Origin of the sequence: Arthrobacter sp. 2RAF6 (assembly GCF_052115205.1) — a bacterium.
Lineage (GTDB): Bacteria > Actinomycetota > Actinomycetes > Actinomycetales > Micrococcaceae > Arthrobacter.
The window spans coordinates 142,690-159,157 of sequence record NZ_JBFRGF010000005.1; the positions used below are offsets into that span (position 1 = coordinate 142,690).

Annotated in this window: 16 protein-coding genes, 5 tRNA genes and 1 riboswitch; of the genes, 7 read left to right on the plus strand and 14 right to left on the minus strand. The window is 63.7% G+C overall.

Translation table 11 applies throughout. The features are described 5' to 3' along the window. Positions 1–8: 8 nt before the first annotated feature. From hisG to AB4Z38_RS05815, 13 genes are all read right to left on the minus strand, one after another. Positions 9–869 carry an ATP phosphoribosyltransferase gene (gene hisG / locus AB4Z38_RS05755; protein ID WP_284752063.1) on the minus strand — a complete coding sequence of 287 codons (861 nt, stop codon included), beginning with the start codon at positions 867–869 and terminating at the stop codon, positions 9–11. Between the two features lie 172 nt (positions 870–1,041). After that, on the minus strand, positions 1,042–1,305 hold the full coding sequence (locus AB4Z38_RS05760) for a phosphoribosyl-ATP diphosphatase (RefSeq protein WP_018778638.1): 264 nt from the start codon (positions 1,303–1,305) through the stop codon (positions 1,042–1,044). Between the two features lie 114 nt (positions 1,306–1,419). Then, entirely contained in the window at positions 1,420–1,905 is a 486-nt protein-coding gene (gene ribH, locus AB4Z38_RS05765; protein ID WP_441428830.1) for a 6,7-dimethyl-8-ribityllumazine synthase, read from the minus strand. A gap of 56 nt (positions 1,906–1,961) precedes the next feature. Then, entirely contained in the window at positions 1,962–2,663 is a 702-nt protein-coding gene (gene ribA / locus AB4Z38_RS05770) for a GTP cyclohydrolase II (RefSeq protein WP_441428831.1), read from the minus strand. After that, positions 2,660–3,355, minus strand: a complete 696-nt coding sequence (gene ribB / locus AB4Z38_RS05775; protein WP_441428832.1) for a 3,4-dihydroxy-2-butanone-4-phosphate synthase — start codon at positions 3,353–3,355, stop codon at positions 2,660–2,662. Before ribB ends, ribA begins: the two co-directional genes overlap by 4 nt. Beyond that, the gene (locus AB4Z38_RS05780) at positions 3,352–3,990 is read right to left on the minus strand and encodes a riboflavin synthase (protein ID WP_441428833.1); all 639 of its coding nucleotides are present in this window, start codon (positions 3,988–3,990) and stop codon (positions 3,352–3,354) included. Before AB4Z38_RS05780 ends, ribB begins: the two co-directional genes overlap by 4 nt. Next, complete coding sequence (ribD, locus tag AB4Z38_RS05785) at positions 3,990–5,141, minus strand: bifunctional diaminohydroxyphosphoribosylaminopyrimidine deaminase/5-amino-6-(5-phosphoribosylamino)uracil reductase RibD (protein WP_441428834.1); 1,152 nt, start codon at positions 5,139–5,141, stop codon at positions 3,990–3,992. The genes AB4Z38_RS05780 and ribD overlap by 1 nt, the downstream gene beginning before the upstream one ends. After that, complete coding sequence (gene pnuC, locus AB4Z38_RS05790; RefSeq protein WP_441428835.1) at positions 5,138–5,836, minus strand: nicotinamide riboside transporter PnuC; 699 nt, start codon at positions 5,834–5,836, stop codon at positions 5,138–5,140. Before pnuC ends, ribD begins: the two co-directional genes overlap by 4 nt. Before the next feature lie 84 nt (positions 5,837–5,920). Beyond that, positions 5,921–6,075, minus strand: a riboswitch (FMN riboswitch). A 99-nt stretch (positions 6,076–6,174) separates the two neighbouring features. Next, on the minus strand, positions 6,175–6,837 hold the full coding sequence (rpe, locus tag AB4Z38_RS05795; RefSeq protein ID WP_441428836.1) for a ribulose-phosphate 3-epimerase: 663 nt from the start codon (positions 6,835–6,837) through the stop codon (positions 6,175–6,177). Between the two features lie 93 nt (positions 6,838–6,930). After that, complete coding sequence (locus AB4Z38_RS05800) at positions 6,931–8,481, minus strand: RsmB/NOP family class I SAM-dependent RNA methyltransferase (protein ID WP_441428837.1); 1,551 nt, start codon at positions 8,479–8,481, stop codon at positions 6,931–6,933. Continuing rightward, complete coding sequence (gene fmt / locus AB4Z38_RS05805; RefSeq protein ID WP_441428838.1) at positions 8,478–9,398, minus strand: methionyl-tRNA formyltransferase; 921 nt, start codon at positions 9,396–9,398, stop codon at positions 8,478–8,480. Before fmt ends, AB4Z38_RS05800 begins: the two co-directional genes overlap by 4 nt. After that, the gene (def, locus tag AB4Z38_RS05810) at positions 9,395–9,961 is read right to left on the minus strand and encodes a peptide deformylase (protein WP_441428839.1); all 567 of its coding nucleotides are present in this window, start codon (positions 9,959–9,961) and stop codon (positions 9,395–9,397) included. Before def ends, fmt begins: the two co-directional genes overlap by 4 nt. Positions 9,962–10,011: 50 nt before the next feature. Continuing rightward, positions 10,012–10,893, minus strand: coding sequence for a cytochrome (locus tag AB4Z38_RS05815; protein ID WP_441428840.1), 882 nt, complete (start codon positions 10,891–10,893; stop codon positions 10,012–10,014). 163 nt (positions 10,894–11,056) lie between these two features. On the opposite strand from AB4Z38_RS05815, the gene AB4Z38_RS05820 reads away from it, so the two are divergent. Next, entirely contained in the window at positions 11,057–12,205 is a 1,149-nt protein-coding gene (locus AB4Z38_RS05820) for a GGDEF domain-containing protein (protein WP_441428841.1), read from the plus strand. 92 nt (positions 12,206–12,297) lie between these two features. On the opposite strand, the gene AB4Z38_RS05825 is transcribed toward AB4Z38_RS05820, so the two are convergent. Then, a tRNA-Val gene (locus tag AB4Z38_RS05825) sits at positions 12,298–12,372 on the minus strand. A 260-nt stretch (positions 12,373–12,632) separates the two neighbouring features. Between AB4Z38_RS05825 and AB4Z38_RS05830 the strand changes: the two genes are divergently transcribed. The 6 genes from AB4Z38_RS05830 (at position 12,633) to AB4Z38_RS05855 (ending at position 16,453) form a co-directional block, all read left to right on the plus strand. Continuing rightward, positions 12,633–12,705: transfer RNA gene (locus AB4Z38_RS05830), tRNA-Gly, on the plus strand. 55 nt (positions 12,706–12,760) lie between these two features. Then, positions 12,761–12,831, plus strand: a tRNA-Cys gene (locus AB4Z38_RS05835). Positions 12,832–12,872: 41 nt separating this feature from the next. Continuing rightward, positions 12,873–12,947 (plus strand) — tRNA-Val (locus AB4Z38_RS05840). 54 nt (positions 12,948–13,001) lie between these two features. After that, a tRNA-Gly gene (locus tag AB4Z38_RS05845) sits at positions 13,002–13,077 on the plus strand. A 268-nt stretch (positions 13,078–13,345) separates the two neighbouring features. After that, positions 13,346–14,773 carry an amino acid permease gene (locus AB4Z38_RS05850; RefSeq protein WP_441428927.1) on the plus strand — a complete coding sequence of 476 codons (1,428 nt, stop codon included), beginning with the start codon at positions 13,346–13,348 and terminating at the stop codon, positions 14,771–14,773. Between the two features lie 462 nt (positions 14,774–15,235). Then, entirely contained in the window at positions 15,236–16,453 is a 1,218-nt protein-coding gene (locus AB4Z38_RS05855) for a benzoate/H(+) symporter BenE family transporter (protein ID WP_441428842.1), read from the plus strand. Positions 16,454–16,468: the final 15 nt, after the last annotated feature.

Genomic DNA, 16,468 nt, shown 5'->3' on the forward strand with positions numbered 1-16,468 from the left:
GGATGGCGTCAGATGCGGCAGGCGTGGATGCTGCTGACCAGGATGGCGCGGGCGCCGAGGTCGTACAGTTCATCCATGATCCGGTTGGTTTCCTTTTTAGGAACCATGGAGCGGACGGCGACCCAATCCGAGTCGCGCAGCGGCGACACGGTGGGCGATTCGAGGCCCGGGGTGAGGGTGGCGGCTTCTTCCACAAGATCCTTGCGGATGTCGTAGTCCATGAGGACGTACTGACGGGCGACGAGCACGCCCTGCAGGCGCCGGATCAGGACCTCGATTTCCTTCGCGGTGCCGTTTGCGGCACCACCCTCGCCGGTGCGGCGGATCAGGACGGCTTCGGACTTGAGGATGGGCTCGCCGAAGATCTCCATTCCGGCAGCTTTGAGCGTGTTTCCGGTTTCGACGACGTCCGCGATCGCGTCGGCGACGCCGAGACGCACGGAAGACTCAACGGCGCCGTCGAGGCGGACCACCTTGGCTTTGACACCGCGCTCGGCGAGGTAATCGCGCAGGAGGCCGTCGTAGCTCGTCGCGAGGCGCTTGCCTTCAAGCTGCTCGACGCCGGAGAAGTCCCCGACGGGGCCGGCGAAACGGAAGGTGGACGCGGCGAAGCCAAGGGGAAGCAGCTCTTCTGCTTCGACCTGCGCGTCCAGCAGGAGGTCGCGGCCGGTGATGCCGACGTCGAGCGTTCCTTGGCCGACATACACCGCGATGTCGCGGGGGCGGAGGAAGAAGAACTCAATGTCGTTGTCGGGATCGACCATGACCAGTTCGCGGGTATCGCGGCGCTGGCGGTATCCCGCCTCGGACAGCATCGCGGAGGCGGCTTCGGACAAGGATCCCTTGTTGGGGACGGCTACTCGCAGCATTGGGGACTTTCTTGGGGAGTGGAAGGGGATGTTTCAGGCATTGGGCTCACGACACTGTTCCCAGAAGGACTGGTCTCAGACGACTGGTCTCAGACGACACTGTGCTGCAGTGAGCGCGGGGGCCACGCTGGGCTCCGCCAGGACCTTTCAGGTCCGGGCGGAGTGGACGTGGCTACAGATGCTTGTAAACGTCTTCCAGGCTCAGACCCTTGGCGAGCATCAGGACCTGCAGGTGGTAGAGCAACTGGGAGATTTCCTCGGCCGCGGCTTCATCGGATTCATACTCTGCAGCCATCCAGACTTCGGCGGCTTCCTCCACGACTTTCTTGCCGATGCCGTGGATTCCGGAGTCCAATTCGGCGACGGTGCGGGAGCCTGCCGGACGGGTCGCTGCCTTTTCGCTCAGTTCTGCGAACAGCGTCTCGAAATTCTTCACGCCCTACAGCCTACTTGCTCGGGGCCGGTGACCGCCTGTCGGGTCATTGCATGACGGAAGGGATGTGAGCGAACGCACAATGCGCCGGCACGCCCACATCCCTTTCGTCGATTCCTAGGTGTACTGCTTGAGGGTCAATGCAGTGGCGAGCGCTGCAGTCACGGCTTCGTGCCCTTTGTCCTCGGACGAGCCTTCCAGTCCGGCGCGGTCCAGGCCCTGCTGCTCGGTGTCGCACGTGAGCACGCCGAAGCCCACCGGCACGCCGGTGCGAACGCTTACTTCAGTGAGTCCCGACGTCGCCGCCTGGCACACGTAGTCAAAGTGCGGCGTACCTCCGCGGATGACGACGCCGAGGGCAACGACGGCGTCAAAATGCGGCGCGAGCCGTGCCGCGGCGACGGGAAGTTCAAAGGACCCCGGGACGCGCAGCACGGTGGGCTCGGCAATGCCTGCTTCCTTTGCGGCACGCAGTGCTCCGTCGAGGAGCCCGTCCATAATCTGGGTGTGCCAACTGGCTGCCACGATGGCGAGTCTCAGCTGGTGGGTTTCCTCCGGATTGAGGGTGGTGAGGTCGATGGTGGGGGCGCCGTGTCCGCTCATGGGTGCGTGGTAGTCCGTTCAGTGTTGATGGTGCAGTTCAGTCTTGCTGGTGCAGTTCAGTCTTGTTCGAGGTCAAAAGTGCCGGTAGCTGCATGGGTACCGGCCGGTTCGGTGTCACCGAGGGTCAGTCGGTGGTCCATGCGGTCCTTCTTGGTCTGAAGGTAGCGAAGGTTTTCTTCACGGGACGGGACCTCGGTGGGCACCATTTCAACCACCTTCACGCCAGCCGCGGCAAGACGGTTCTGCTTGTCCGGGTTGTTGCTCAGGAGGCGGATTTCGTGAAGGCCCATTTCGGCAAGGATCTGGGCAGCCGCTTTGTAGCAGCGGGCGTCCACAGGCAGCCCGAGCTGCTCGTTGGCCTCGACCGTGTCGAATCCGGCCTCTTGCAGGGCGTAGGCCTTGATTTTGTTGGCCAGGCCGATGCCGCGGCCTTCCTGTCCGCGCAGGTAGAGCAGGGTGCCGCCCTCTTCACGGATCAGCTCAAGGGCGTAGGCCAGCTGCTCGCCGCAATCGCAGCGGTACGAGCCGAATACGTCGCCCGTGAGGCACTCCGAATGAAGGCGCACCAGCGGGGCCTTGCCTGCACGCGGCGTTTTCGGGGAACTCACCGCCAGGTGCTCCGCGCCGGTGGCAAGGTCGGTCCATGCTTGTGCCACGAACTCACCGAAGGCGGTGGGTAGCTGGACAATCGGGCCGCCGCTCACGGGATGCGGTGCGCGCGCGTGCGTGCCGCCGTCGTGCGTTGTCGCTGTGGTCATCGCTGCTCCTCGTTTCCTGCCGCAATTGCAACCTGGTGCTCAGCCTCCGACGCTACAACATAAGCCACGAGATCCTCGATCGAAATCAGAGGACATCCATGCTCGGCAGCGAACTCCCGGAGGCTGTCCAGGCGCATCATTTCACCATCGTCATGTACCAACTCGGCGATCACGCCCACCGGGGCGAGTCCCGCAAGCCGGCAGAGATCAACTGCCGCTTCCGTGTGTCCCGGACGTTCACGCACTCCCCCCTTAACGGCCCGGAGCGGAAAAATATGCCCGGGCCGGGTGACCGACGACGGCGTGCTGCTTGAATCAGCCAGAATCCGTGCCGTCAGGGCCCTGTCCGTTGCGGAAATACCGGTGCTTACGCCCAAAGCAGCATCACAGGACACCGTGTAGGCCGTGCCCTTGGCGTCTTCATTGACCAGGACCATCGGCGGGAGCGCCAGGGCATCAGCCCGCGAGCCCTCGAGGGGAACGCAAATGACTCCCGAGCTGTAGCGGATGGTCCAGCCCATGAGGGCAGGAGTCGCGTGTTCGGCGGCGAAGATGATGTCGCCTTCGTTTTCGCGGTCTTCATTGTCCACGACAATGACAGGACGGCCGGCTGCCATGGCCTGAATAGCCTTCTCGACGGGGTCCAGCCCCTGACGTACCACGGTGGTACTGCCGTTGCGTGCCGCGCTCACAGGGCAGCCTCGCCGGCAGTTGCCGGGGAACGGAAGGACAGCAGGCGCTCGGTGTATTTCGCGAGAACGTCCACCTCGAGGTTGACGCGGCCGCCTGCGGCCTTGGCCCCGAGCCCGGTTTCGTCCAGCGTGGTGGGAATGAGTCCCACTTCAAACCAGGGGTTCTCTTCTTCGGCCGGGCTGACGGCGGTGACGGTGAGTGAAACGCCGTCGACGGCGATCGACCCCTTTTCGGCGATGTACCGTGCCAGCGGGGCTGGCACGGCGAAGCGGAGGCGGTCCCAGTTGCCCAGCGACTCGCGCTCCAGAAGCTGCCCGACGCCGTCGACGTGCCCCTGCACGACGTGGCCGTCCAAGCGGCCGCCAGCCTGGACACAACGCTCGAGGTTCACAGTGTCACCCGCAGTCAGTTCGCCAATGGTGGTCCGTACGAGGGTTTCACCCATGACGTCGACGCTGAACTCCCGGCCGTCGATGTCCGTTGCGGTGAGGCACACGCCGTTGACGGCGATGGAGCCGCCCAGGCCAAGCCCTTCAGTGGTGCTGGGGGCCGTGAGGCGCAGCGTGGCGCTGGCCTCGCCGTCGTGCTCGACGGACAGGACCGTGCCTTGTTCAGCAACGATTCCGGTAAACATCAGTGTCCTCCTGTGGTGGTGTCCGAGGCGTCCTTGCCCGGAAATGGTTCGTGGTGTTCGGTTTGGGACTTGGTCCAAGCCGGCTTGTTTCCGTCCGATGGTCCGGACCTCAAATGCAGCCGCAGGTCGCGACCCAGTGCATGGACCGCACCGCCGCCGGCGTCGTCCCAGTTCCAGTGCTGGGCGTCGGCCAGGGTGGAGATGCCGAGATCCGTCAGGGCCGGTGTACCCGAGCCCAACAGGGTGGGCGCAACATACACGATCAATTCATCCACAAGACCCGCGGCGAGGAAGGCGCTCAGGATGCGGGAGCCGCCTTCCACCATGACGTGCCGGACGCCTTCAGCGAACAGCGACTCCAAAGCTTCTGAAGGATCGCGGGTTGGCAGCTGGATGAACTTGCCGTCAGTCCCCCGCACCGCGGCATCCGCGGGGACCTCGCGCAGTCCCATGACGGCCCGGACCGGCTGGCTTGGCGATTCCGTGCCGTCTGCTTCCCGCGCCGTCAGCCGCGGGTTGTCTACCAGGACGGTTTCGGTGCCCACGAGAATCGCGTCGATCAAACGACGCAGTCCGTGGTTGTCGGCCAACGATTCCGGGCTGGAGATCCATTGGCTGGTCCCGTCCGTGGCCGCGATCCTGCTGTCCAGGGTCTGGGCGATGTGAAGCGTGACGAACGGGCGCCTCGCTTCCACCGCATTGAACCACTCGCGGTTCAGCTTCCAGGCCTCGGCGGCGGCCAGCCCGGACTGCACGTCCACTCCGGCAGCGCGCAGCGTGCCGGCACCTCCGGCGGCGGGATCGTGGGGATCGTCCACGGCGTAGACTACGCGGGATATCCCGGCGTCAATGATGGCCCGCGCACAAGGTCCCGTGCGCCCTACGTGGTTGCAAGGCTCCAAGGTGACCACCATGGTTGTCCCGGCGAGGTCCAAACCCTTTGCCCGCGCCTTGGCGATCGCGTCCGCCTCGGCGTGGGGAGTGCCGGCGCCGCGGTGGTAGCCCGTGACGAGTTGTTCTCCATTGGGCCCGAGCACAACCGCGCCCACCAAGGGATTGGCGCCACGGTGTCCCCGGAGGGCCACGTGCAGTGCGGTTTCCATGGCCGCAGACTCAGCCTCCGGGGAATTCAGCTTCAAGGCGTCGCTCATGAAAGGGCTCCTGCAGGTTCAGGCTCGGGCGTTGGCCTGAGCGGACGGCTTTCACGTCGGTCTGCGCGCCACCAGACAAAGAATCCGGCAAGTGTGAAGAACCCGTAAAAGAGGTACATGAAAGCGCTGGCAAAGTAGCCTGCGCTGAAAAGCAGCGGAACCCCCACAATGTCCACGGCAACCCAGATCAGCCAGAATTCGGTCCAGCCGCGCGCCATCCCATACGTCGCCAGAAGCGAACCCATGAAGGTCCAGGCGTCTGCCCACACAGGAGGGTAGGAACCCATGGAATCGAAGACGGGAGTCAGGGCGGCTGTTCCCGCAATCATGGCTGCCGCCATTGCGATCCGCACTTTGGGGCTTGCCCATCCAGGCACAATGGCGCGGCCGTGGGTGCCTGATTGGAGGCCTTGGCGCCAGCGGTACCAGCCGTAGGCTGCGACGCTGATGAACATGATCTGGCGTCCGGCCTGGCCCCACAGGGTTGCCGGCGAGGCGGCACCGAAGACGTTGCCAAGAAAGACGGTCAGCAGGAGCAGGTTGCCTGCGATTCCGATGGGCCATGCCCAGACTTTGCGGCGCATGCCGCCCAGGGCGCTGGCGAGCCCGAATATATTGCCTAGCACTTCGCGAAGAACAAGGACAGATCCGCCTACGGGAATCTGTGCTTCGAAGAGCCATCGCAGAAAGTCCATGTCGTTCCTTCCCTCGAATGCCGCGATGGCTCCGGGGGTGTACGACAGCGCGATGCCGGGCGCACGGAAAGCCCAAGCATGACTGTACGTGCTTCTCCCATCCAGACTTTAACTGTCGGTACTGGAATTCCACCAGTTCAACCATCCGCCGTCGTGATTCCCGTGAAGGAAACGCGATGGCTCGCGGGTCGCGGACTATAACCGCCGGTTCGGAATTACACCGACCCCGGAGCACGTATGTGTGTTGCTATTCTGACACAACTGGACGCATGGCCGATGTATTCCCGGAGCAATATGCAGGCAATTGCGTCATTGTTGTCACATTGCCGCGAGGCCGGTCACATTGCCGAGAGGCCAGCGGCACGCAGCCGCTCAATAGCGGCGGCGGGGTCGGCGTGGCCGTAGACGGCGGAGCCGGCAACGAACACATTCGCGCCGGCTTCGGCTGCCCGGACAATGGTCTCCTCCGTGACGCCGCCATCAACCTGGATTGCGACTCCGATACCCGAGCCATCGATTGCCGCCCGCGCCCGCCGGATCTTCGGCAGCGTGACGTCCAGGAAGGACTGCCCGCCGAAGCCCGGCTCCACGGTCATGATGAGGAGCATGTCCAGTTCGCTGAGCATGTCCAGGTACGGTTCCACCGGCGTGGCCGGACGAAGGGCCATACCTGCCTTCGCACCGCGGGCACGGAGCTCACGGGCGAGCTTGATGGGAGCCATCGCCGCTTCCGCATGGAAGGTCACGGAAGCCACGCCGGCGTCGGCGTAGGCCGGCGCCCAGCGATCGGCGTCGGCGATCATCAGGTGGGCGTCCAGCGGGACCGGGCTCACAGCCTGGATCCGCTCCACGACCGGCAAGCCGAGCGTCAGGTTCGGAACAAAATGGTTGTCCATCACATCGACGTGGACGGCGTCGGCGTTGCTGATTCTCTTCAGCTCGGCTTCCAGGTTCACGAAGTCCGCGGACAGGATGCTCGGGTTGATACAGCACTCAGTCAAGGCAGTTCCCTCAGTGTTGGTGGCGGTCTGGTGGTGTTGGCAATTCTCCAGCGTGGGCACGCGGGACTTTAAGCCGGGGAAAGGCGCCGAAGGTTACGGCTTCTTCCTGATAAGTGCCAGGAACATCGCGTCAGTTCGATGCACGTGCGGCCACAATTGGGCGGTCAACTCGTGCCCTGCGCCGAGGTTGCCGGTCAGGCTGACCGAGTCCAGGGCCGCGCCGGCGTCGATCTGCTCCAAGTCTTCCCGCTTGCGCAGGACATCGCTGACGACGGCGGTGGTTTCGGCCGGGTGCGGGGAGCACGTCACGTACGCCACCACTCCGCCCGGTTTGACGGCGTCGATGGCCGAGTTGAGCAATTCACGCTGCAACGGACCGAGATCGGCAAGGTCCTTGGGCGTCCGGCGCCAGCGTGATTCGGGGCGACGTCGCAGCGCGCCAAGGCCGCTGCAGGGGACGTCGACCAGCACGCGGTCGAAAGTTTCCGGTTGTTCCTTGCCGACGTCGCGACCGTCGCCTATCCGAACGGTCCAGGCGTCTGCCGGAACCGCCGAGAGCGCCTGGCTGACCAGCTTTGCCCGGTGTTCTGCGGGTTCATTGGCCAAGAGGCTCGCGCCTTCCTGGTGGGCGAGGGCAGCCAGCAACGCGGCCTTGCCACCGGGACCGGCGCAAAGGTCCAGCCACTTCTCGCCGTCCTTGGCGGCCTGTCCGAGGTCCACGGCCGCGACGGCGCGGGCTACCAACTGGGAGCCGACGTCCTGGACGCGCGTAGTTCCTTCGCGGATGGAGGACATGCGCCCGAGGTCGCCACCGCTGGACAGCGCCGAGTCGATGACGAGTTCGCCGGGAGTGGCCCCGTTCTCCAGGGCTTCATCAAGGTTGCCGATGCCGGGCAGCGCCACCAGGTTCACCACGGGGGCCGCGTTATCGGCTTCAAGCAGTTCGGTGATTTCGCTCGCGGGGCGGCCATGCATGACGAGCGACTGGCGCAGCGCCCGGACAATCCATTCCGGGTGTGCATGGCGTACAGAGGCGATCCTGGTCTCGTCGGTCTCGTTTTCCAGCAAGTGGTCGAGCCACTCCGGCAGGGTCCTGGCGGTGACTTTTCGGAGCACCGCGTTGATGAGCGACGACGGCCCGGCTCCGATGACGGCGCGGGCCAGCCCGACAGTCTGGTCGAGTGCCGCGTGGGCAGGAACGCGCATCGCGAGCAATTGGTGGGCACCAAGTCGCAACGCATCAAGGACTGCCGGATCGAGTTGGGCGAGCGGCCGGTCGACGCACTCGGCCAGGACGGCGTCGTACATCCCCTGGCCGCGAAGTGCCCCGTAGCTCAATTCGGTGGCGAATCCGGCGTCGCGTTTGTCGAGGTGGTGGTGGCGGATCCGTGAAGGCAGCACGAGGTTTGCGTACGCGTCTTCCGAAGCGACTGCGCGCAAGACTTCGAACGCCACCAATCGGGCCGGATCTGCGCGCCGGGTCCGCTGGGAAGGTGCGTTGGTGGAGAAACCGCGTTGCGGGCCCCTGTTGCGTTCGCGGCCTTGGGCGTTGCGGTTGCTTTCGCCGCGGGGATTGCGGTTGCCGTGGCCACCGCCGTCCCTGTTCCCACTGTTGTCGGGGCCGCGCCGGCCGGACTCATTCATTCGAATTCCACGCTTTCTGGTGTTGCCAAACCACGGGCCCAATCGGCCGACGGCATCATCTTCTTGCCCGCAGGCTGGATCCGCCCGAGCTGCACTGCGTGGGATCCGGTTCCGACCAGGACGTTCTTGCCGTCAACCCGGACGTGGCCGGGCGCAAGGTCCCGGATGTCCGGGCGCAAAGCGAGAGGCTCCAGCTTGACGCGCTGCCCGTCGAGCATGGTCCACGCTCCCGGTTCGGGCGTGACGCCGCGGGACCTGCGGTTGATGGCGAGGGCCGGTTGCGTCCAGTCGAGCCGGCCGTCGTCGAGCGTCAGTTTGGGAGCGAGCGATACATCGCCTTGCTGGGGCTGGGGGGCCGCTTTGCCGGACTCGACGGCGGATAGTGTCTGGGTGAGCAGGATCGCGCCGCTGCGCGAGAGCCGCTCCAGCAAGTCGCCGGCCGTATCTTCCGGACGTACGGTTTCCGTCAAAGTCCCGAAGACCGGTCCCGTGTCGAGTCCTTCCTCCAGGAGGAAGGTAGCGGCTCCGGTGATGTCGTCACCGGCGATGACTGAACGTTGGACCGGTGCGGCGCCGCGCCATGCAGGAAGGAGGGAGAAGTGGAGGTTAATCCAGCCGTGGCGCGGCACTCCGAGTGCGGCTTGGGGGACGAGTCCCCCGTAGGCGACAATCGCTGCGACGTCCGGCTCATATGAAGCGATCCGCTCGGTGGTCCCGGCGTCCAGTTTCGAGGCGTGGATGATGTCGATGTCGAGTTCAGCCGCACGTGCTGCCACGGGCGACGGCGTCAGGATCCTTTTGCGGCCGGTCGGGGCATCCGGCCTGGTCAGCACCGCCACGATCTCGAAGCCCGCCTCGATGAGCGCGTCAAGGGAAGGGACTGCTACAGCCGGGGTGCCGGCGAAGAGCACCCTCATTCGGCAGCCCCGAAGCTGCCGAAGCTTGAGCCTACAGTGTTGGCCCTCTTGGCGGTGGTCCGTTCTGTCACGGAGTGGTAGTTCGCCCCGCGGATGGCCCGGAGGGCGGTTTTCCGGTCCTCACCCTCGAGGCGGTCGGTGAACAGGATCCCGTCCAAGTGGTCGGTCTCGTGCTGGAAGCAGCGGGCGAGCATGCCCTCCGCCTCAACCGACACGGGGTTGCCGTTCAGGTCCACGCCGGTGGCGCGAGTGGTCCTGCGGCGGCGAACCGGGAAAGCGAGTCCGGGAATCGAGAGGCAGCCCTCTACCTCGTCAGGCTGGAAGTCGTCGCTGTTTTCCAGCACGGGGTTGATGATGTGGCCTTCCACGCCGCCGATCCGGTAAGTGAAGACCCTCTGGCTGACGCCGATCTGCGGGGCGGCGAGTCCTGCACCGTCTACGTCTTCCATTGTCTCTGTCATGTCCGACACGAGTTTGGCGAGCTCAGGCCCGAATTCCGTGACTGGATCAGCAACCGTGCGGAGCACGGGGTCGCCGATGATACGGATACTCAAAATGGCCATGTGCTGTCTTTCCTCACGATCGGCAAAGCTTCGGTCTCCGTGAAAGGGACCTAAGCCAGTTTAGTTGAGCCTGCGGGTGCCGTGGTGGCAGGGTACGACGGCGGCGCTACAGGAAGCAGCGCTGTTCCGGCTGCGGCGACATCGGCCGACATCTCCCACACCCGCTTCAACGCGCAGAACTTCCACCAGTGGTGCTTGAGAACGTCTGGATTGGCCAGCTGGGGACGTACTTCAGTCTCTCCGATGGCCACCGCAAGCAGAACCGGGTTTTCACCGTATTTCCACGGCTCCCACTCCCCTGCCGCTGGATCCACAAGGCTCTCCTCGGCCTTCATGCCCGCAACCAGTTGCATCACCACCTTGTCGTCGAGGGCTTTCACTGTTCCATCGCGGGTGGTGCCTTTGGTCTTGTAGTCGATCAGGCAGACCCTGCCGTTGATTTTGGCCACGAGGTCGAGGGTTCCGGCGTAGCCAACGCTGGCGTTCCACACGGTGATCTCGGGCGCAATGGGCTCCACCCGGTACAACTCCCACCATTCATCGAAGCGGGCCGCGAAGGCTTCCTCGCCATGTGAAGCGAGCTCTTCACGCGTTTCCTTCACGCGGTGCTGGCGTCCGAGGGCGCGGAGGGCCACTTGTTCGCAGTAATTATGCACGCGGTCGCCACGGCGTCCAGCGTCGTCCCGGTACACCTCCGCAGCCTTGGCTGCCTTGTTGACGGCCTGCCTCATCTTGGCGGGACTGGATAGATGTTGCGGGAGTTCGGGATCTTTCGCCAGGCTGCTGGCACCCATGTAGCCGAACCAGCCGTCCAGGGAGTGGGCCTGCTGGCCGATCACTGTGGTGATGGAAGGGACCGAGAAGGTCTCGGACGTGGACCGGGCATACATCCGGCCGTATTCGGTGGCGTGGGCAAGCAGTGGATCTGTCATAGGAAAACTCTTTCACACACCGCTGACAAGAAGATCCGGAGCCTTGGGGGGGTGCCGACGGAACCCATCACCTCGTAACTAATAAGATCCTCATGCATGGCGTACAGGGTTCTCCGACTCCCGGTGCCATAATTGGTCACGTCCTCGGCTACGGGAGCAAATCTTGGTCCTCGATATAACAACACTGCGAGTGGCCCTTGGCGTGGTCGCTCTTACCCTGCTCCTCTTGTTCTATGCGTCGTTCAGGCGCACGCGGTCGTCCTACAACGGGTGGTGGTGCATCGCCCTTCTGTTCTTCCTCGCTGGCAACCTTGCTTTCCTTCTCAATGGGACGCCGTATCAAGTCTGGGCGAATCCCTCGGGAAACGTCCTCCTGGTGGGCGGAGCGTTCAGTGTGTGGACCGGCGCCCGGTCTCTCAGGATGCTGCCGCCGCCAAGGTGGCAATTTGCGGCGGCCTGCGGCGTAACGGCCCTCGCCTCCGTTTTGGAAAGTCCTGGGTTCAACACCTGGTCCGGGGGCCTGGTTTATCTGGGATTCATGACGGTGGGCGTCGCGTTGGCGTCCCGCGATCTGTGGCTGCTGGATTCCAGTTACTCCCACGTGCACAAGTCGATGGCCTTGGCCGCGGGATTCCTGGCGGCCTACTATTTCTGCCGCCTGTCCGTGTACCTCGTCGAAGGTCCAAGCGGACCGAATTTCCGCATGTATTTCGGCCCATCGATGGCCAGCCTGGTCACGCTGATACTCCTGGTTGCCGTCTCTTTCAGCATGACCGCCCTCAGCAACGATCAGTTGATCAACCGGCTAAGCGAACGCGCTGCCCGCGACAACCTGACCGGGCTCCTCAACCGTGGCACTTTCATGGACCTGGCCACTAAGGAACTTGAGCGCCTGCACGCCACAAGCTCCGTCGCCTCCTTGATCCTGGCCGACTTGGACCATTTCAAAGCAATCAATGATGAGTTCGGTCATGCCGCCGGTGACGCCGCCCTACAAGCATTCGCGGCTGCGTGCTCCGAGTCCGTACGATCCACCGACCTGGTCGGACGATACGGGGGCGAAGAATTCATCTTGCTCTTGCCCGGAGCGAGCCAAGATCGGGCCGAAAGCATCGCGGCCGACATCAATCGCTCTTTGGCGGCAAGCAAAAGCCTCGACGACATCCACATCCCAACGGTGAGTTACGGAGTCACGTCAACCCAGTCCGGCGCAGTCGACCTCACCGCGATGGTTGCTGCTGCCGACACCGCCCTCTACCAAGCAAAGTCACTCGGAAGGAACCGGGTGGTCAGGGCAGCGCCTCGCACCTGATCGGGCCTCGATGGGCTTGAGGCAAGAACCCGCGGGCAATGACAAGAGGTCCTGTGCGAAACATGAACAATGTTTCGCACAGGACCTCTTCTTGGTGGGCGATACTGGGTTCGAACCAGTGACCTCTTCGGTGTGAACGAAGCGCGCTACCACTGCGCCAATCGCCCGTGCACAAGAAGACTAACCGACCCCGGCCGGAAATCAAAAATCTGGAAAACCTCGGGCCGACCGGCCAGGCAACAATCGAGAAAAGGCCCACGAATCACATCCGTGTAACTCGCAAAATCCCCGCCAATTCAAGGAACTAGCACCCATTGCTTACGATTCCGGCAGATCGATTTGGAGTTTCCCGGAACCTCCTATAGAGTTTTTACTCGTCGGAAAGCGACGGAATGCCCCCTGCGGGCAGGCCGCCGAAGAAGACAATGCGGACGTAGCTCAGCTGGTAGAGCACCACCTTGCCAAGGTGGATGTCGCGAGTTCGAATCTCGTCGTCCGCTCGCAGGACACTGTCACGGCATTGACTTCTTGGAACCCCAGGAGTCGTGCTTACACGGTGGGTTGGCCGAGAGGCGAGGCAGCGGCCTGCAAAGCCGTATACACGGGTTCGAATCCCGTACCCACCTCGGTGAAAACCTTGGTTTCCGGTCCAGGCCGGATTGCATTTGGGCGATTGGCGCAGCGGTAGCGCGCTTCCCTGACACGGAAGAGGTCACTGGTTCGATCCCAGTATCGCCCACCAAGGCAAGGCAACTTGCTTGTTGATGAAATCCGGCCCAGCCGGAGTCCATCATGTGCGGACGTAGCTCAGCTGGTAGAGCACCACCTTGCCAAGGTGGATGTCGCGAGTTCGAATCTCGTCGTCCGCTCCATTGCACAAATATCGGGCCATTCCATCGATATCCAGCCAGAGCCACTGGTCAAAAGCAGTGACACCACTCAAGCAGCTCCGCCGGAGCTGCTTTTTTTGTGCCCGCAGACGCTCACCTACCGAAAAGATCGGCAAATCTAATCAATACCACTCAGCAAATATCGCTTTATCCAACGTGATTCAGATCGCATACTTTTCTTCAGGGCTATTCGTCCATGCCAACATGCAGGAGTAACACCGTGAATCAAGAAGCACTCGTTCGTTCGATCATGAGGAAGAAGCCCATTGACGAGATCGAGGAGGAAAGCAAACACAGCGGGCTCTTCAAAAGCCTGGGCCTCTGGCAACTGACGGCTATCGGCGTCGGCGGCATCATCGGCGTCGGGATCTTCTCCTTGGCCGGCCTCGTGGCGCACGGAAGCGCGGACACCCCCGGAGTCGGCCCCGCTGTGCTGATCTCGTTCCTGGTCGCGGGCCTTGCATCAGCGGCCGCGGCACTCTCGTACGCAGAATTCGCCGGCATGATCCCCCGCGCCGGATCCGCCTATACCTATGGCTACGTTGCCCTGGGTGAGGTCATCGGCTGGTTCATCGGCTGGGACCTCCTGCTGGAGTACATCGCAATCGTCGCCGTCGTCGCGATCGGCATTTCCGGCTACTTCGACGCGTTCCTTTCCGGGATCGGCGTCCACATGCCGGCGTGGATGACCTCGACGGCGGACGAAGGGCATGGCGGCATCATCAACCTGCCGGCCATCTTGGTCTGCCTGCTGGTCACCTGGATCCTGTCCCGAGGAACCAAGGCATTCGGCCGCTTCGAACTCGTGGCGGTGGCCATCAAGGTGGTCCTGATCCTGTTCATCATCGGCCTGGGCATCTTCTACATCAACACGAACAACTACAATCCGTTCATGCCCAGCGGCTTCGGCCCTGTGGTGGCCGGTTCGGCCACCGTGTTCTTCGCTGTGTTCGGCTACGACGCCATGAGCACCGCAGCCGAGGAAGCCAAGGACGGCAAGAAGCACATGCCCAAGGCCATCGTGCTCTCGCTTGTCATCGCGATGCTCCTCTACGTTGCGGCGACCCTGGTGCTCACCGGCATGCAGAACTACAAGGACATCAACCCGACGGCCGGTTTCGCCTCCGCCTTCAGCGGTGTGGGCCTGCCCGTCATCGCCACCATCATCTCCGTGTTCGCCGTGCTGTCGATCCTCACCGTGATGTTGACCTTCCTGCTCGGCGTCACCCGTGTCTGGTTCTCCATGAGCCGTGACGGTCTGCTCCCGGGCTGGTTTGCCAAGACCGACCGTCATGGCACCCCGCAGCGCGTCACCTGGATTGCCGGCCTGACGTCAGCTTTCCTGGCGGGCGTATTCCCCATCAAGGCCGTTGCGGACCTGACCAACATCGGCATCCTGGCCGCCTTCGTCGTCGTCTGTCTCTCGGTCATCATCTTTCGGTACAAGAAGCCGAACGCACCGCGCACCTTCCGGCTGCCGTTCATGCCCGTGGTTCCCGCCTTCGGCATGCTGGCATCCGCCTTCCTCATGACCCAGCTGCACTGGGAAACCTGGCTGCGCTTTGTCGTGTGGCTGGCCATCGGCCTGGTCATCTACTTCGGCTACGGCCGCAAGAACTCGCTCATGAATCCGGACAGCCCGCGCCACCAGGAGCTTTCTCCCGAGAAGCAGCTGTGACCCCTTCCGGGAATCGTTTGACATCCCAGTCAAATTTTTCCTTGGCACCTCCAAGGTCTCGGGTTAGGATCGAGAACGGAGGAGCGAACTGGCTCCGTGATTGAAGGGAGGTGCCCGTGGGATTACTTGACGATCTGAAGGGCAAAGTTCAGGACCTCGTTGGTGGCAATGAAAAAGCCATCAAGGACGGCATCGAATAGACCGCCGATTTATCGACGACTAGATGCGGTTCAGAGAGCCGCTTCCGAGTTCGTGGGCAACCTCGACGGTTTGCTGAAAGGGTTTCGGCCTGGACAGCTCCCTCCGCCAATGAGGCTCCGTAGCCGGTTCCACCGGCCAGAGCTCCCGAATACAGTTACGTCAACGGGGCACCGGTCCCGCCGCGAGGCGCCGCCGGTGCCCTTGGCGTTTAACCGATGTCGCCTCGGCAGACGCGCCACGGCTCGGGTAACGTGATGGACTATGCCAGCGTCATCTCTCCACACCGGACAGTCACGTCCAGCCTCCGCTTCCCGGCAGCTCTCCCGTCCGCTCGTGGCCGGAATTGTGACCGCGCTGGTCGGTTTCACGTCCTCCTTCGCAGTGGTGCTCGCAGGCCTCCGGGCGGTTGGGGCCACACAGGAACAGGCGGCCAGCGGGCTCCTTGCCCTCACCCTCACCTTCGGGCTCGGCGTGCTCTGGCTTTCCTGGCGGTCACGCTTGCCTGTCACGCTTGCGTGGTCGACACCCGGTGCCGCGCTGCTCGCGGGAACCGGAGTGCCCGACGGCGGGTGGCCGGCCGCCGTCGGCGCCTTCCTCATCGCTGGTGTGCTGATCGCCCTGACAGGGCTCATTCCGGCCCTTGGAAAGCTGATGGCGAAGATTCCGACGGCCCTCGCCCAGGCGATGCTGGCCGGAGTGCTTTTATCCCTTTGCCTTGCCCCGTTCAAGGCCTTGGGCACCGCTCCCTTGTTGGTGGCTCCTGTGATCCTCTGCTGGCTGGTCATGATGAAGCTGGCGCCCCGCTGGTCGGTCCCTGCCGCGCTGTTGGTGGCTCTCGCAGTCATTGGAATCTACATCGTGGTCAACGGCGTGAGCATCCCTACGAACCGGCTGCTGCCTGAGTTGCATTGGACCGCTCCCGTTTTCACGCTCAGCACGGTGGCCGGCATCGCCTTGCCCTTGTTCATTGTCACCATGGCTTCCCAGAACATTCCGGGGGTCGCAGTGCTGAAGTCATTCGGCTACACCGTTCCGTGGCGCCAGTCGATGCTGGTGACCGGGGCAGGGACTGCCCTGGGGGCTCCCTTTGGTGGACATGCGGTCAACCTCGCCGCGTTGAGCGCTGCGCTGGCGGCAGGGGAAGAAGCGGGTGAGGACCGGGGCCGGCGCTGGATCGCAGCCTTCACGTCAGGCCTGGCCTACCTCGTGCTGGCAGCCTTCTCCGCCGCGCTGGTGACGGTCGTGGCGGCGGCACCGCCGGGGCTCCTGGAAGCCGTCGCGGGCTTGGCGCTGCTGGGCACCATGGCCTCCGCCATCGCCTCGGCGCTGGCCATTGCCGAGGAACGCATCGGAGCCTCCGTGACGTTCCTGATCGCAGCCTCGGGCCTCAGCTTCGCCGGGATCGGCGCCGCGTTCTGGGCACTTGCCGCCGGAATCCTGGTGCGCTGGGTCCTCAAAGACCGCGAACCCCAAAAGTAGAGTGGGGCAGCAGGG

What these genes read in the sequence shown, in the direction of transcription:
- hisG (WP_284752063.1), bottom strand. Translation starts at nt 869, where the DNA reads ATGCTGCGAGTAGCCGTCCCCAACAAGGGATCCTTGTCCGAAGCCGCC.
- ribH (WP_441428830.1), bottom strand. Translation starts at nt 1,905, where the DNA reads ATGAGCGGACACGGCGCCCCCACCATCGACCTCACCACCCTCAATCCG.
- ribA (WP_441428831.1), bottom strand. Translation starts at nt 2,663, where the DNA reads ATGACCACAGCGACAACGCACGACGGCGGCACGCACGCGCGCGCACCG.
- AB4Z38_RS05780 (WP_441428833.1), bottom strand. Translation starts at nt 3,990, where the DNA reads ATGTTTACCGGAATCGTTGCTGAACAAGGCACGGTCCTGTCCGTCGAG.
- ribD (WP_441428834.1), bottom strand. Translation starts at nt 5,141, where the DNA reads ATGAGCGACGCCTTGAAGCTGAATTCCCCGGAGGCTGAGTCTGCGGCC.
- pnuC (WP_441428835.1), bottom strand. Translation starts at nt 5,836, where the DNA reads ATGGACTTTCTGCGATGGCTCTTCGAAGCACAGATTCCCGTAGGCGGA.
- AB4Z38_RS05800 (WP_441428837.1), bottom strand. Translation starts at nt 8,481, where the DNA reads ATGAATGAGTCCGGCCGGCGCGGCCCCGACAACAGTGGGAACAGGGAC.
- fmt (WP_441428838.1), bottom strand. Translation starts at nt 9,398, where the DNA reads ATGAGGGTGCTCTTCGCCGGCACCCCGGCTGTAGCAGTCCCTTCCCTT.
- def (WP_441428839.1), bottom strand. Translation starts at nt 9,961, where the DNA reads ATGGCCATTTTGAGTATCCGTATCATCGGCGACCCCGTGCTCCGCACG.
- AB4Z38_RS05815 (WP_441428840.1), bottom strand. Translation starts at nt 10,893, where the DNA reads ATGACAGATCCACTGCTTGCCCACGCCACCGAATACGGCCGGATGTAT.
- AB4Z38_RS05850 (WP_441428927.1), top strand. Translation starts at nt 13,346, where the DNA reads ATGAGGAAGAAGCCCATTGACGAGATCGAGGAGGAAAGCAAACACAGC.
- AB4Z38_RS05855 (WP_441428842.1), top strand. Translation starts at nt 15,236, where the DNA reads ATGCCAGCGTCATCTCTCCACACCGGACAGTCACGTCCAGCCTCCGCT.